The sequence below is a fragment of the Corallococcus sp. AB045 genome (assembly GCF_003668895.1).
In the GTDB taxonomy this organism is placed as follows: domain Bacteria; phylum Myxococcota; class Myxococcia; order Myxococcales; family Myxococcaceae; genus Corallococcus; species Corallococcus coralloides.
In genome coordinates, this window is the sequence record NZ_RAWN01000006.1 from 23,742 (window position 1) to 37,217 (window position 13,476).

At 69.1% G+C, this 13,476-nt stretch carries 11 protein-coding genes; 6 read left to right on the forward strand and 5 right to left on the reverse strand.

Annotated elements, in window-relative coordinates; genetic code table 11:
* Nucleotides 1-90: 90 nt before the first annotated feature.
* The 3 genes from bshC to bshA are packed head-to-tail and all read left to right on the forward strand — an operon-like array spanning nt 91 to nt 3,679.
* Nucleotides 91-1,716, forward strand: coding sequence for a bacillithiol biosynthesis cysteine-adding enzyme BshC (bshC, locus tag D7Y21_RS02440; protein ID WP_121710972.1), 1,626 nt, complete (start codon nt 91-93; stop codon nt 1,714-1,716).
* Entirely contained in the window at nt 1,713-2,519 is an 807-nt protein-coding gene (bshB1, locus tag D7Y21_RS02445; protein ID WP_121710974.1) for a bacillithiol biosynthesis deacetylase BshB1, read from the forward strand. Before bshC ends, bshB1 begins: the two co-directional genes overlap by 4 nt.
* Complete coding sequence (gene bshA / locus D7Y21_RS02450; protein WP_121710976.1) at nt 2,516-3,679, forward strand: N-acetyl-alpha-D-glucosaminyl L-malate synthase BshA; 1,164 nt, start codon at nt 2,516-2,518, stop codon at nt 3,677-3,679. The genes bshB1 and bshA overlap by 4 nt, the downstream gene beginning before the upstream one ends.
* A gap of 23 nt (nt 3,680-3,702) precedes the next feature.
* On the opposite strand, the gene D7Y21_RS02455 is transcribed toward bshA, so the two are convergent.
* Nucleotides 3,703-4,560 (reverse strand): DUF2911 domain-containing protein, encoded by an 858-nt coding sequence (locus D7Y21_RS02455; RefSeq protein ID WP_120565037.1) that lies wholly within the window; start codon nt 4,558-4,560, stop codon nt 3,703-3,705.
* A 160-nt stretch (nt 4,561-4,720) separates the two neighbouring features.
* Here D7Y21_RS02455 and D7Y21_RS02460 point away from each other — a divergent pair, with 160 nt between their 5' ends.
* On the forward strand, nt 4,721-6,052 hold the full coding sequence (locus D7Y21_RS02460; RefSeq protein ID WP_121710979.1) for a PQQ-dependent sugar dehydrogenase: 1,332 nt from the start codon (nt 4,721-4,723) through the stop codon (nt 6,050-6,052).
* 73 nt (nt 6,053-6,125) lie between these two features.
* Here D7Y21_RS02460 and D7Y21_RS02465 read toward each other — a convergent pair whose 3' ends face one another.
* Nucleotides 6,126-7,886 carry an Ig-like domain-containing protein gene (locus D7Y21_RS02465; RefSeq protein ID WP_121710981.1) on the reverse strand — a complete coding sequence of 587 codons (1,761 nt, stop codon included), beginning with the start codon at nt 7,884-7,886 and terminating at the stop codon, nt 6,126-6,128.
* 315 nt (nt 7,887-8,201) lie between these two features.
* On the opposite strand from D7Y21_RS02465, the gene D7Y21_RS02470 reads away from it, so the two are divergent.
* The gene (locus D7Y21_RS02470) at nt 8,202-9,680 is read left to right on the forward strand and encodes an FAD-dependent monooxygenase (RefSeq protein ID WP_121710983.1); all 1,479 of its coding nucleotides are present in this window, start codon (nt 8,202-8,204) and stop codon (nt 9,678-9,680) included.
* 14 nt (nt 9,681-9,694) lie between these two features.
* Here the strand turns inward: D7Y21_RS02470 and D7Y21_RS02475 are convergent, their stop codons facing one another.
* The 3 genes from D7Y21_RS02475 to D7Y21_RS02485 all read right to left on the reverse strand — a co-directional run bounded on the left by D7Y21_RS02475 (nt 9,695) and on the right by D7Y21_RS02485 (nt 12,470).
* A complete protein-coding gene (locus D7Y21_RS02475) occupies nt 9,695-10,723 on the reverse strand; it encodes a hypothetical protein (protein WP_121710985.1) in 1,029 nt (342 codons plus the stop codon).
* A 47-nt stretch (nt 10,724-10,770) separates the two neighbouring features.
* Nucleotides 10,771-11,388 carry a DUF2306 domain-containing protein gene (locus D7Y21_RS02480; protein ID WP_233611930.1) on the reverse strand — a complete coding sequence of 206 codons (618 nt, stop codon included), beginning with the start codon at nt 11,386-11,388 and terminating at the stop codon, nt 10,771-10,773.
* Between the two features lie 179 nt (nt 11,389-11,567).
* Nucleotides 11,568-12,470, reverse strand: a complete 903-nt coding sequence (locus D7Y21_RS02485) for a LysR family transcriptional regulator (protein WP_121710986.1) — start codon at nt 12,468-12,470, stop codon at nt 11,568-11,570.
* 106 nt (nt 12,471-12,576) lie between these two features.
* On the opposite strand from D7Y21_RS02485, the gene D7Y21_RS02490 reads away from it, so the two are divergent.
* The gene (locus D7Y21_RS02490) at nt 12,577-13,449 is read left to right on the forward strand and encodes an aldo/keto reductase family oxidoreductase (protein WP_121710988.1); all 873 of its coding nucleotides are present in this window, start codon (nt 12,577-12,579) and stop codon (nt 13,447-13,449) included.
* Nucleotides 13,450-13,476: the final 27 nt, after the last annotated feature.

Consider the following 13,476-nt stretch of genomic DNA (forward strand, 5'->3'; position numbering starts at 1 on the left):
CGGGATGACGCCCGCCGTCACGTCCGGACGCGACGTGCGAGCACGCACTTCCGGTGGCGGGCCCGCCACGACCTGTTATCACCGCAAGCCGTGACGTCCTCGTTCTCGACCGCGTGGCTTCGCGGAGATGCGTCCGCGCTCTCCTTCCTTTCGGATGACTATCGGCACCGTGAAGCGCGCGCCCGGGCCGTGGCCGCCGCCGCGTCGCGCACGGTGTCGCCCGCGCTGCTGGACGTCCTCGCCGCGCAGAACGCGCGCCTCGCGCCGAGTCCCGCTCGGGAGCAAAACCTCGCGCAGCTCGCGCGGCCCGGCACCGTGGTGGTGGTGACGGGCCAGCAGATGGGCCTCTTCCTGGGCCCGCTGTACACGCTCTACAAAGCCGCGTCCGCCATCGTCACGGCGCGCGCGCTCCGGGAAGAAACCGGCCGGCCCTGTGTTCCCATCTTCTGGCTCCAGACGGAGGACCACGACCTTCCGGAGATTGACCACTGTGTCATCCCACGTCCGGGCGGAGGGCCCTGTCGCCTGGCGCTCGAGCTTCCGGATGCGGCAACGTCTCGAGCGCCCATTGCCCACCGACACCTGGGCCCGAGCGTCATCCCCGCCCTGGCCACCCTCCGCGCCGAGCTGGGAGCAGAACCCCACGCGGCGGAGTTCCTCTCCCTGCTGGAGCAGGCCTACCGTCCCGAGGCCACGCTCGCGCAAGCCTTCACCGACGTGCTGTCGTCCCTCTTCGCCGACGAGGGCCTGGTCTTCCTCGACCCGAGAGACGCACGGCTGGCGCCCCTGGCCGCGCCCGTGCATCGCTTCGCCCTCCAGGAAGCGGGGACACTCTCCGCGGCGCTCGCGGCCCGTGCGGAGGCGCTCACCCGCGCGGGCTACGCGGTGCAGGTCCATGTCCGCCCCGGCTCGCCGCTCAGCTTCTTCTCACCGGATGCGCTCGATGGCCCGCGCTACCGGCTGGACCCGGCGGAAGCAGGCGCCTGGAGTCTGGTGGGCCACCCGGAAGGCAGCGCCATCCCCCAGGACGCGCTGCACGCCGCCCTGGAGCGTGAACCGCTGCGCTTCACCACATCCGCGCTGCTGCGCCCCCTCCTCCAGGACACCTGGCTCCCCACGGCGGCGTATGTCGGCGGCCCGGGCGAGCTGGCCTACTTCGCGCAGCTGGCGCCGCTCTACGCCCACGCGGGCCAGCCGATGCCGCTCGCCATTCCCCGGGCCCGCTTCCGCGTGCTCGATGACCGCGCGCGCCGGTGGCTGGGCAAGGTGGGGCTCCAGCCGGATGAGGTGAACGCGCCGCGCGACACGCTGCTCACGCGGCTGGCCACGCGCAATGCCCCGGAGTCGCTGGAGACGCCCGAGTCCCTGGAGGCCCGCCTCTTCGGCGCATTCTCCTCCGAGCTGGAGCGCGTCGCCGGACAGGTGTCGGCGGTGGACGCGAGCCTCCAGGACGCGCTGCGCCGCACCCAGGGCACGGTGCGGGTCGCGGTGTCCCGCCTGACGGGCCGCTACCGCCGCGCGCTCGCCCGGCGCGATGCCACGGCGGCCGAACAGGTGGACCGCCTGCGCACGCTCCTCTTCCCGGAGGACGCGCCCCAGGAGCGTGTCCTGGGGCTGCCCTACTTCGCCTGCCGCATCGGGATGCGTGCCTTCACGAAGCAGGTGCTGGACGCGTGTGTCCCCTTCTCCGGTGACTCAAAGGACCTGACGCCATGAGCGCGACCGGCACCGCCTACAACATCGACGTCCTCGCCTTTGGCCCCCACCCGGATGACGTGGAGCTGTTCTGCGGCGGGCTGATGGCGAGCATGGCCGCCCGCGGCTACCGCACCGGCATCGTCGACCTGACGCGCGGCGAGAAGAGCTCGCGCGGCACGCCGCAGTCCCGCGCGGAGGAGACAGAAGCCGCCACCCGCGCGCTGGGGCTGGCCCACCGGGAGAACCTGGAGCTGCCCGACGGCTGGCTCAATCCGTGGGCGGGCTTCGACACGCCCGAGCCCGAGCGCGCCCGCACCGCCGCCGTGGCCCGCGTGGTGGAGGCGCTGCGCCGCCTGCGTCCGGAGCTGGTCGTCGTGCCCTGGGAGCAGGAGCGACACCCGGACCACGAGGCGGCCAGCGCGCTGGTGACGCGCGCCCTCTTCTTCGCGGGCGTGCGCAAGTTCGACGCGCAACCCGCCGCGGAGCCCTTCACGCCTCGGCAGGTCCTCTACTACCCGCTGCGGCACCTGGCCGAGCCTGGCGTCATCATCGACGTGTCCGCCGTCTACGAGCGAAAGCTGGCGGCGGTGCACTGCTACGCCAGCCAGGTGATGCCCCGCCCGGACGCCCCGCCCACGCTGGTGGGCTCACCGCTGTCGCTGTCCTCGCTGGAAGCCCGGGACCGCTTCCATGGCGCGCAGATTGGTGTCACCCACGGCGAGCCCTACATCCTCCGCGAGGCGCTGGGACTGGCCGACCCGCTCGACCACTTCCGCAGGAATAGCTTCGCCCGGCCCCTGTTCTTCCCTGCGCGCACATGAACGCCCCGCTCAACGTGGCCATCACCTGCTTTCCGACCTTCGGTGGCAGCGGCATGGTCGCCACGGAGATTGGCCTCGCGATGGCGGACCGGGGCCACCGCGTCCACTTCATCGCCCGGGACCTGCCGGTCCGGCTCCATGGCACGAACCGGAAGGTCGTCTTCCACGAGGTGACGGAGAGCGACTACCCGGCGCTCCAGCAGTCCAGCACCTATCCCATCGCGCTGGCCTCCAAGATGATTGAAGTCGCCAGCTACGAGCGCCTGGACATCCTGCACGTCCACTACGCGGTGCCGCACGCCACCGCCGCGTGGATGGCGCGCGAGGTGCTGGGCCCCAGGGCGCCGCGCGTCGTCACCACGCTGCACGGGACGGACACCACGCTGGTGGGAATCGACCCCAGCTACCTGCCGATTACGCGCTTCTCCATCATGCGCAGCGACGCGGTGACGGTGCCGTCGGCCTACCTGCGCCGCGCGACGTGGCAGGGCTTCGACATCCCCGAGAGTGTCCCCATCGACGTCATCGCCAACTTCGCGGACACCGCGCGCTACGCCCCGGTGCGAGACCGCGCCTGCCTGCGCGCGCTCTTCCCGGACCTGCAGGACCACGAGCCGGTGCTCATCCACGTCTCCAACTTCCGGCCGGTGAAGCGCATCGCCGACGTGGTCGCCATCTTCACGGAGGTCCACCGCCGCCGTCCCTGCCGGTTGGTGATGGTGGGAGACGGTCCGGAGCGCTCGCCCGCGGAGCGGATGCTGCGGGAGATGGGCCTGGAGGGCCGCGTCGCGTTCCTCGGCAAGCAGGACCGCTTCGAGGAGCTGGTCGCCGCCTCCGACGTCTTCCTGCTCCCCAGCGAGCAGGAGAGCTTCGGGCTGGCCGCGCTGGAGGCGCTGAGCTGCGGCATTCCCGTGGTGGCCAGTGACCTGGGTGGAATCCCAGAGCTCGTCACGCACGGAGAGACGGGCCTCCTGGCGCCGCTGGGGGATGTCCCCGCCATGGTCCGGCACGTGCTCACGCTGGTCGAGGACACGAAGCGCTGGCAGGGCTTCTCACGCCGCGCGCGGGCGCGGGTCCTGGAGCACTTCCAGATGGAACCCGCCATCGACCGCTACGAGGCGCTCTACCGCCGGCTCCTGACGGGGCCCCTCCGTCGCTGAGGAGCCCCGGGAGCGAAAGCGGGCTACTTCTTGTTCTTCCACTCCGCCAGGGCCTTGGAGACCTGGTCCCGGGAGAAGAAGTTCTTGTCCTTCTGCCCCAGGTCCCACGCGGTCTGCGCGGCCTTGCGGGCCTCGGCGTACCGGCCCATCTGCGACAGGACGCTCGCGCGAGTCCAATGGGCGTACCACGTGGGGTTGGCGGCCACGGCCGCGTCGGCGTGCTTCAGCGCGGCGGCAGGGTCCTTCGCGGTGCCCGCCAGGTAGTTGGCCGCGCTCGTGTGCATGCTGGCCGCGTCCTTCTCCGCCTGCTCGATGTTGGCCTTCGCGAAGGCGGCGGTGTCCACCGTGATGGGCACGGAGACGCGCAGCTTCTCCCACTCCAGGTCCAGCCGCGTGCCGGTGTCCGTGGTGTCGGTGAAGAGGTACGTCAGGCGCTCGCGCGCCGGAATCTCCGTGGTGGTGGCGCTCACCGAAGCCACGTCCTTGGAGGCGTCATAGGGCGCGCCGCCCCGCCACAGGCCCAGGTCCGTATTCAGCATCACCTTCCAGCCCTTCTGCGAGGGCAGGCTGACGATGGTGTAGGAACCGGCCGGGACGGCCTTGTCGCCGAAGGTGACCGGGTGGCTGAAGGTAATCTTCGTCGCCGCGTTGGCGCCGCTGCGCCATGCCTTGTCATTGGGGACCAGCTCTCCCCAGACCTTCCGGCCCTTCACGCCAGGGCTGGAATATTCGACGGAGATTTCGGAGACACCGACCGCCTGCGACACCTTCGCCGCGGGGCTGGGGGCCGGCAGTTGGAGCTGGGCCAGCGCGGGCGTCGCCGCCAGGGTCATGAGCGCGGAGGCCATACAGCCGAAGAGCGGGTTCCTCATGGTCTTCACTTCGTCCTTTCCGACCCGAGAAGGGTCGCAGAGCCCGCGGAGTGTAGAGACGCGCAGTCCGATGTCCACCACCGCCACCCGCCGTAACGCGCCCTTCCCAGTCGACCCAAAGAACGCGATGTTCTGTTCTTCCTCCTTTTCCCCCTCTGGAGTGAGTCGCATGCGCATCCTGACAACGTCCCTCATCGTCGCCACCCTCCTGGTCGGCTGCCAGGAGGATCCAGAACCCACGTCACCGGACTCAGGCACCCAGCTGCAGGACTCGGGCATCCCTGAGAATGATTCGGGTGTCCCGGAGAATGACGCAGGCGTCCCTGAAGACGACGCGGGCGTTCCGGAAGATCCGCTCCCCAGCGGTCCCCCGGTTCCGCAGGGCCCGCCCAACGTGCCCGAGTTCAATCCGGCCTTCCCCGGGCAGACGCGCGTCCCCGCCATCCAGACGAAGACGCCCCTCCAGACCACGGAGATTGCCTCGGGCTTCAGGAACCCCTGGGCCATCGCCTTCCTGCCTGACCAGCGCATGCTGGTGACGGAGAAGGCCACCGGCTCGCTCTACATCGTCACGCAGCAGGGCGCGAAGTCCCCCGCCGTCAGCGGCCTGCCCGCCGTGGACGCACGCGGTCAGGGCGGCCTGCTCGACGTGGAGGTGGGCCCGGACTACGCCCAGAGCCAGCTCATCTACTGGACCTATTCCGAGCCCCGTCAGGGCGGCAACGGGCTGGCGGTGGCGCGCGCGCGGCTCGTGGACGGAGCGAAGCCTCGCGTGGAGAACGTCCAGGTCATCTTCCGCATGATGCCCACGCTCGAGTCGACGCTGCACTCCGGGGGCCGGATGGTGTTCACCCCGGACGGCAAGCTGTTCGTCACGCTCGGGGAGCGCTCCATCCTCGCGGGCCGTGTCCAGGCCCAGGACGTGAAGAGCCACTTCGGCAAGGTGGTCCGCATCAACCCCGACGGCTCCGTGCCCCAGGACAACCCGTACCTGAACAACCCGGAGGCGAAGCCGGAGATCTGGTCGGTGGGTCACCGCAACGTCCTGTCCGCGGCGCTCGACAGCCAGAACCGGCTGTGGACGGTGGAGATGGGACCGCAGGGAGGTGATGAAGTGAACCGCCCCGAGGCAGGCAAGGACTACGGCTGGCCCACCATCGGGTATGGCGAGGAGTACTCCGGCGCGCCCATCCACCAGAGCACCCAGGCTCCGGGCATGGAGCAGCCCGTGTACTACTGGGACCCGGTGATTGCCCCCTCGGGGATGACCATCTACTCCGGGACCCTGTTCCCCGAGTGGAAGAACGACATGTTCATCGGCGGCCTGGCCGCCAAGGCGCTGGTGCGGCTCATGGTGCGCAACGACCGCGTGGTGGGCGAGGAGCACCTCCTCAAGGACCTGGACTCGCGCATCCGCGAGGTGGTGCAGGGCCCCGACGGCGCCCTCTACCTGCTCACCGACGCCACCAACGGCAAGGTGCTCAAGGTCACGCCGAAGTGAAGCATCCGTAGGCCACGGCGCGCTCCCCACTCCCCGAGAGAATCAAACCTCGGGGAGCGCGGGGGCGCGGTGGCTACTCCGCAGGCATCCAGGCCAGACCCAGGTTCCTGGCGCTGCCCGAGTTCACGGTCTGGATATCTCCGCCGTCCGCCAGATTGGCGCTCCGGACCACGGTCCCCAGCCAATCCGCCCAATACAGCCGCCCAGCCGTGACATCGATGGCAATCCCATGCACCGTGCCCCCCGGGTGGGTCACCAGGGCGGTGGGGCTGGCGCCGTCCAGGTTGGTGACATAGAGGCTGTCGCCGCGGGACGAGTAGTACACCTTCCCGCTGCTCGAATCGATCGCCAGGCCCACGCCCTGTCCGCCCAGGCTTGAAGCGACGGTCTCCACGTTGGTGCCATCCAGATTGAACCGCACGATCCGGGTGTTGTTGTAGGTAATGACATACGCCTTGCCGTTCGGGGCATCGAACGCGATGGCGGACGGACTATCGATTCCGCCGGCGATCTGCGTGGGATTGCTGCCGTCCAGTTCGGCGCGCATGACCCGCTTGCCGTTGAAGTCGGACCAGTACAGCTTGCGGTTCGTCGAATCGACCGCCAGCCCGCTGGGATAACCTCCGTTCGCCACGACATCGACTGCGTTCGCCCCATCACCGTCCACTCGAACGATTGCGCTGTCGCGCGTGTAGAAGACGGAACGGGTGACCGGGTCGGTTGCGACAGAAGACGCCCCGCTGATGCCGGTCTTGAGTTCAATGGCATTCGCGCTGTTCACGTCGACCCGCCACAGCGAGCCGGCGGCGGTCATCCAGTAGAGGCTCGCAGGACGGGTGACGTCGACCGTGAAGGTGGTGGAGGTGGTGTCGGAGCCGTCACCCACCGAGAGGGTGATGGTGGTGGAGCCGCTGGCGTTGGCGACGGGAACCACATTGAGGGTGCGGCTGGCGCCGGAGCCTCCGAAGACGAGGTTCACGGGGGCGTTGGGCACCAGGTCGGGATTGGAGGACGTGGCGATGACCGTGAGGCCGTCGGCGGCGGTCTCCACGTCGCCCACGGTGAAGGCCAGGTCTCCGGTCGCGCTGCCAGCAGGGATGCGCTGGTCAGCCACTGGGGAAAGGGTGGGAACGTCGTTCACCGCGGTGACGTCGACCGTGAAGGTGGTGGAGGTGGTGGCGGAGCCATCGCTCACCGAGAGGGTGATGGTGGTGGAGCCGCTGGCGTTGGGGGCGGGAACCACCTTGAGGGTGCGGCCGGTGCTGGAGCCTCCGAAGATGAGGTTCGCGGGGGTGTTGGGCACCAGGTTGGTATTGGAGGACGTCGCGGTGACCGTAAGGCCGTCGGCGAGGGTTTCCACGTCGTCCAGGGTGAAGGCCAGGTCACCGGTCGAGCTGTCCTCGGCGAGGGTCTGGGCGGCCACCGTGGAGAGCGTGGGCGCGTCATTCACCGGGGTGATGGTCAGGGTCACCGTGCCCTGGGCGCTCTGGCCCTGGCTATTGGTGGCGCGAAAGACGAGCGCATCTTCGCCATTGTAGTCGGCGCTGGGGGTGTAGGTGATGGAGCCATTGGCGCTGATCTCACTCACCGTGCCGTGGTCCGGTGCATCGACGAGGGTGAAGGTGAGTGCCCCGTTGCCGCTGGCCGGCAGGTCCACCTTGAGGGGCGTGTCTTCCACCGTCTCGAGGGTGACGCTGCGGGCTACTGGCGGGTTGCTGGGCGTCGGGTTGGTGGGCGGGTCGTCGCCGCGACATGCGCCGAGGGTGCTGGCGGCCAGTCCAACCACCAATCCGGCGCGCAATGCGGCGGCCCATCGTGAAGACAGAGATGACATGAACTTTCCTCGTGGGGAGCCCGACACGGGTGCGGTCGACATGAAGCGCCGGGATGTGGATTCGGTGCAACCTTGTTTTCGCGCACGGACATGGCTCGTCGGTGGCGTGCGAAGAGTTGATGGCAAGCCCAACCCCGCTGGGACGGGTTGAAAGCAAGACACGGCCACCCTGACTCGATCACGGGCTCGATTTCGCCTCGGCAGCCCTCTTCGCTCTTTCCACAGCCAGCAAATGCCAGACCCCGGGTGTTGCCGCAAGCCCCCCGGTCGTGCTCCACCATCACCCGTTTCGATCCAGGAGCGGGAGGCCGGGAAATGCACGCGGACAGGGTGACGCAGCACGCAGTGGTGATTGCGGGAGGGGGCCCGACCGGGCTGATGCTGGCGGCGGAGCTGGCGTTGGCGCAGGTGGACGTGGCCATCGTCGAACGGCGCGCCAGTCAGGAGGTCGCCGGCTCGCGCTCGCGCGGCCTGCACGCGCGCAGTCTGGAGGTGCTCGACCAACGCGGGATCGTCGAGCGCTTCACCTCGCAAGGGCAAGCGGTCCAGAACGTCGCGTTCGGGCAGGCGCCTCTGGACCTCAGCGACTTCCCGACGCGTCACAACCATGGGCTCGCGCTCTTGCAGGAGCGCTTCGAGCGCATCCTGGCGGAGTGGGTGGGCGAGCTGGCGGTGCCCATCTACCGTGGGTGCGAGGTGACGGGCTTCGCGCAGGACGACACCGGCGTCGGCGTCGCGCTGTCCGACGGTCGTGCGTTGCGGGCGAAGTACCTCGTCGGGTGCGACGGGGGTCGCAGCCTCGTCCGCAAGGCGGCAGGCATCGGGTTCCCGGGGTGGGACGCGTCCATCAGCTACCTCATCGCCGAGGTCGAGATGACCGGAGCGCCGGAGTTCGGCATCCGCCGGGACGAGAAGGGCACCTACGCCATGGGCAAGCTGGAGGACGGACGCGTGGGCCTCGTGCTGAGAGAGGAGCAGGTCAGCACCGGGGACGCGCCGACCCTTGATGCTCTGCGCGAGGGACTCGTCGCGCTCTACGGGACGGACTACGGCCTCTCCAGCGCCACGTCCCTCTCACGATTCACCGACATGACGCGGCAGGCGGCGTCCTACCGGGACGGGCGGGTGCTCCTGGCCGGAGACGCGGCCCACGTGCACTCACCCATGGGTGGACAGGGGCTCAACCTCGGCGTGCAGGATGCCGTGAACCTGGGGTGGAAGCTGGCCCAGGTCGTGCGCGGCGTCTCGCCGGAGAACCTGCTCGACACGTACCAGGCCGAGCGGCACCCCGTCGCGGCCCGTGCGCTGCGGAAGACGATGGCGCAGACCGCGCTGAGCCGCGGTGACGCGCGGATGGACGCCGTGCGCGAGACGCTGACGGAGTTGCTGCGGATGGACGGGCCACGCAAGCAGTACGCGGCGATGATGTCGGGGCTGGACGTCCACTACGACCTGGGAACCGGACACCCGCTGCTCGGGCGCCGCATGCCGGACCTCGACCTGGTCACCGCCGACGGCCCCCGGCGCGTGTTCCACCTGTTGCACGCCGCGCGGCCCGTGCTGCTCGACCTGGGCGAGCCCGGCACTCTCGACGTCATGCCCTGGGAGGACCGCGTCCGGAGGGTCGCTGCTCGCTACACGGGAGCGTGGGAGCTCCCCGTGCTCGGCGCGGTCACGGCGCCCATCGCGGTGCTGATTCGCCCGGACGGACACGTCGCGTGGGTCGGGGAAGGCTCGGACCAGGGTCTGCATGAGGCCCTGACCCGATGGTTCGGCCCGCCGCGTGCGACGTAACGCAGACGGCAGCGCTACAGGAACTCGTCCCCTCCCCCAGTCTCCGGCTCCTGTGCAGAGAGGAGAACATCCCCGGGCCGCTGCTCCACGCGGAGGCCCAGGCCCATGGCCGTCAACTCCTCGAGCGCGGCGAGGGCCTCCATGACGGGCGGGACATCGGCAACCCGGGCAGGCACGGCGATGCGCTCGAGACGCGAGCCCACCCGCTCCAGCAGCGCGTGCGGGGGGAGTGCCTCGATGTATCGGCCATACAGATAGGCGGGTGCGCTCAGATGGGCGACCTCGGAGGGCGAGACGGTCGCGACATACGCATCGAAGCGCGCCCTCACCTCCTCCACCGAGGCGTCCTGCCGCCACAGGCCGAGCAGCGAGCGCAGGAAGCCCATCAACGGTTGCGACTGGGACGCGCTCATCTGGGCCGAGGCGACCTCCAGCGCCCGCTCGGCGCGCGCAGGGTCGGGCTCGACGAAGAACAGCGGCAGCACCTCCACGATGCCTGGAGTGTAGAGCGGCTCCGCGAGCTGCTCCGGGGCCCCCACGAACGAGCGCAGCGTCTCGGGTTCGAGCGGCTCACCCGCGAGCCAGCGGCACCACAGCGCTTCGAGCGAGCCCGCGGCGAGCGACGCGCGGCGCAGCAGATGGGCTCGTGCCTGCTCCACGCCTCCGAACAACAAGACAGTCACCAGGTCCTCGGCGGAAGGCCCCTCGGGGAACTCGAGCGCATCCGCCCCCGTCCAGCGCGCGTACCGTTTGCGCTTCAGGTCCCGCTGGACCTCGCTCGCCACCTCGCTCCACGCGGACCAGGGCACACCGAGCGCCGCGTAGTCCCCCCGGAGGCGCTCGTCCGCGGGGGCCGAGACCTCGTTGGGGCGCTTCTTGAAGTCGGCCCGCACGCGCTTGAGTTCCTTCGCGAGCGCGGGCAGCTCCTCCGCCGGACAGCCGCCGGTCAGGAGCCGGAGGTGGGAGATGGGAACGCCGTGTAACTTGAGCAGCCAGGCTTTGAACGCCGACCAGGCGGGTGCGGAGAGGGCTCGGATTTCCATGGTCTGTCCTCGTTCAGACTGTGCCTACCCCAAACCCGGTCGCTGCGTCATGAGCTCGTCTGGGGCTGTCTGCGCAAGAAGAGGTATGCCACGCCGAGGTTGGGGAGCCAGCAGAGCCAGGCGACGATTCTGTAGGCCGGGATGAAGTCCCCCAGAGCGTAGGTCAGGACAGGCATCCAGAGTCTCAGCGTGACTGCCGCGAAGCAGGTGGCATAGCTGTAGGTCATCATGAGCCGGTGCTCTTCGAGTCGCCGGCTCTTGATGAGCCGATAGGCGGAAGCCGTGGTGTAGAGCCAGACGATGCCCAGGCTGACGAAGCCCGACGCGGCGATGACCCCACCCGTGGCGAAGAAGCCGACGTAGACGCCCGCAAGTCCGCTCAGCAGGACCGCCCCGACGTAGAGCTTTCCGAGGAGCCGGTGTGCACCTGGGCGATGGAGTCGCAGTCTCGCGACGAACTGGGTCCAGCCGACGGCCAGCGCGAGTCCTCCCAGGGCGATGTGCGTGTAGAAGGCCGCGTTCCAGACGGGGTCGGTCAGGAGCTCGCTGCTCTTCAAGGCACGGAGCCCGAAGTTCGAGTCCGCGAGGAAGTAGCTTCCGGGATAGAGGCCCACGGCTAGACAGAGGGCGGAGAAGAGGATCCAGCAGGCCTTGCTTGCCATCATGGAGACTCGTGGTTCGGAGTGGGAAGGCACAGGGCGGTAAGCGCTGACGTGCCATCAGCGCGTGTCGGTGCTGGACTGCTGAGCCTTGGCGTGGTGGCGCCGCATGGCCGCGACATCACCGGCCACGTCGGCGATATTCACCTCCAGGAGCTCTCGGGCTGGAGGATGTGCCGAGAATGTCAGCTCCACGGCGTCGACTTGATGAAGTCGATGAACGCGCGGAGCGGCACCGGCAGGTGCTTCCGACCCGAGTAGTAGAGGAAGGGCCCCGAGAAGCTCGGCCACCACCGTTCGAGCACGGGCTCCAGTTCTCCCCGGTCGAGGTAGGGGCGCAGCCAATCCTCCAAGAGATAGACGATTCCACCGCCCGCGACCGCGGACTCCACGGCGAGGTCGGTGCTCGTGTTGAGGCTGAAGAGCAGCGGTCCTTTGGTTTCGACATGGATCGTCTCTCCACGACGTTCAAACTCCCACGCAGGCACCGGTCCGCTCAGCAAGCGCCCGCGCAAGCAGTCGTGTTCGAGCAGCTCGCGAGGATGCTTCGGCCGGCCCCGGCGATCGAGGTATGCGGGCGATGCGGCCACCGCGTAGCGCTGCGTGCGCGGCCCGATGGGCACCACTACCATGTCCTGCTCGAGGCGCTCCTCGTAACGGATTCCGGCGTCATAGCCTTCCGCGACCACGTCGATGAGACGCTCTTCAGCGGTCACCTCCAGGGAGATGTCGGGGTACTTCGCGAGGAACGGCTGCACGATGCGAGGGAGGATGAGGCGCGCGGCGGCGATCGGCACATTGAGCCTCAAGCGCCCCGCGGGTCGGTCACGGAAGGTATTCACCACGTCCAGGGCCGACCGCACTTCACCCAGCGCCGGTGCGAGCCGTTCGAGCAAGCGCGCCCCCGCGTCCGTCGGCGTCACGCTGCGCGTGTTCCGGTGGAGCAAGCGAACACCCAGACGGGCTTCGAGGCGGCGGATCGCGTCCCCCAAACGGGAGGCGCTCGTGCCCGACACGCGAGCAGCGCTGCGGAACCCGCCCTCGCGGGCGACCGTCAGGAACGCCGTGAGATCAGAGAGGTCATCCATCGGTGTGCGGATTTTCGCACGACCTGTGCGGATTGCCACCGGTAGTCGCGCAGTGATTCCTTTCGTAGATGAGGTGGGCAACCTCGCTCAACCCAGGACTCTCACCGTGACCCACCGTCCCATCTCAGGCAGCTATCGCATCGGCACACACACCGTTCGCCGCGTGGGTTACGGCGCAATGCAGCTCGCCGGCCCCGGCGTCTTCGGCCCGCCCAGGGACCGCAAGGCGGCGGTCGCGGTGCTGCGAGAGGCCATCGCCCAGGGAGTCGACCATCTGGACACCAGTGACATCTACGGCCCCCACGTGACCAATCAGCTCATCCGAGAGGCGTTGCACCCGTATCGCGACGGTCTGCTGATCGCCACGAAGGTCGGCGCGGTGCGCGGTCCCAACGGTTCGTGGGAGCCTGCGTTCTCCCCCGCGGACCTCGAGCGCTCGGTCCACGACAACCTGCGCAATCTCGGGCTCGAGGTGCTCGATGTCGTGAACTTCCGGGCGATGTTCAGCGCCGCGGGCCCGGTGGAAGGCTCCATCGAGGCGCCGCTCACCGCGCTCGCGGAGCTTCAGCAGCGCGGCCTCATCCGCCACATCGGCTTGAGCAACGTCACGCCGACGCAGGTCGCCGAGGGTCGCAAGATCGCCGAGATCGTCTGCGTACAGAACCACTACAACCTGACGCACCGGAGTGACGACGCCCTGATCGACCAGCTCGCCGCCAGCGGTACGGCCTACGTGCCGTTCTACCCGCTGGGCGGGTTCACGCCGCTGCAGTCCAGCACGCTGAACGCCGTGGCCGCGCGGCTGGGCGCGACACCGATGCAGGTTGCGCTGGCCTGGCTCCTGCACCGGTCCCCCAACGTGCTGCTCATCCCGGGCACGTCCTCAATCACACACCTCCGGGAGAACCTCGCCAGTGCCTCGCTCACCCTGAGCGCAGAGGACATGGAGACCTTGAACAGTCTTGCCGAGCGGACCTGACCTCGCCGGCATGCGAGCAAGCCCCCA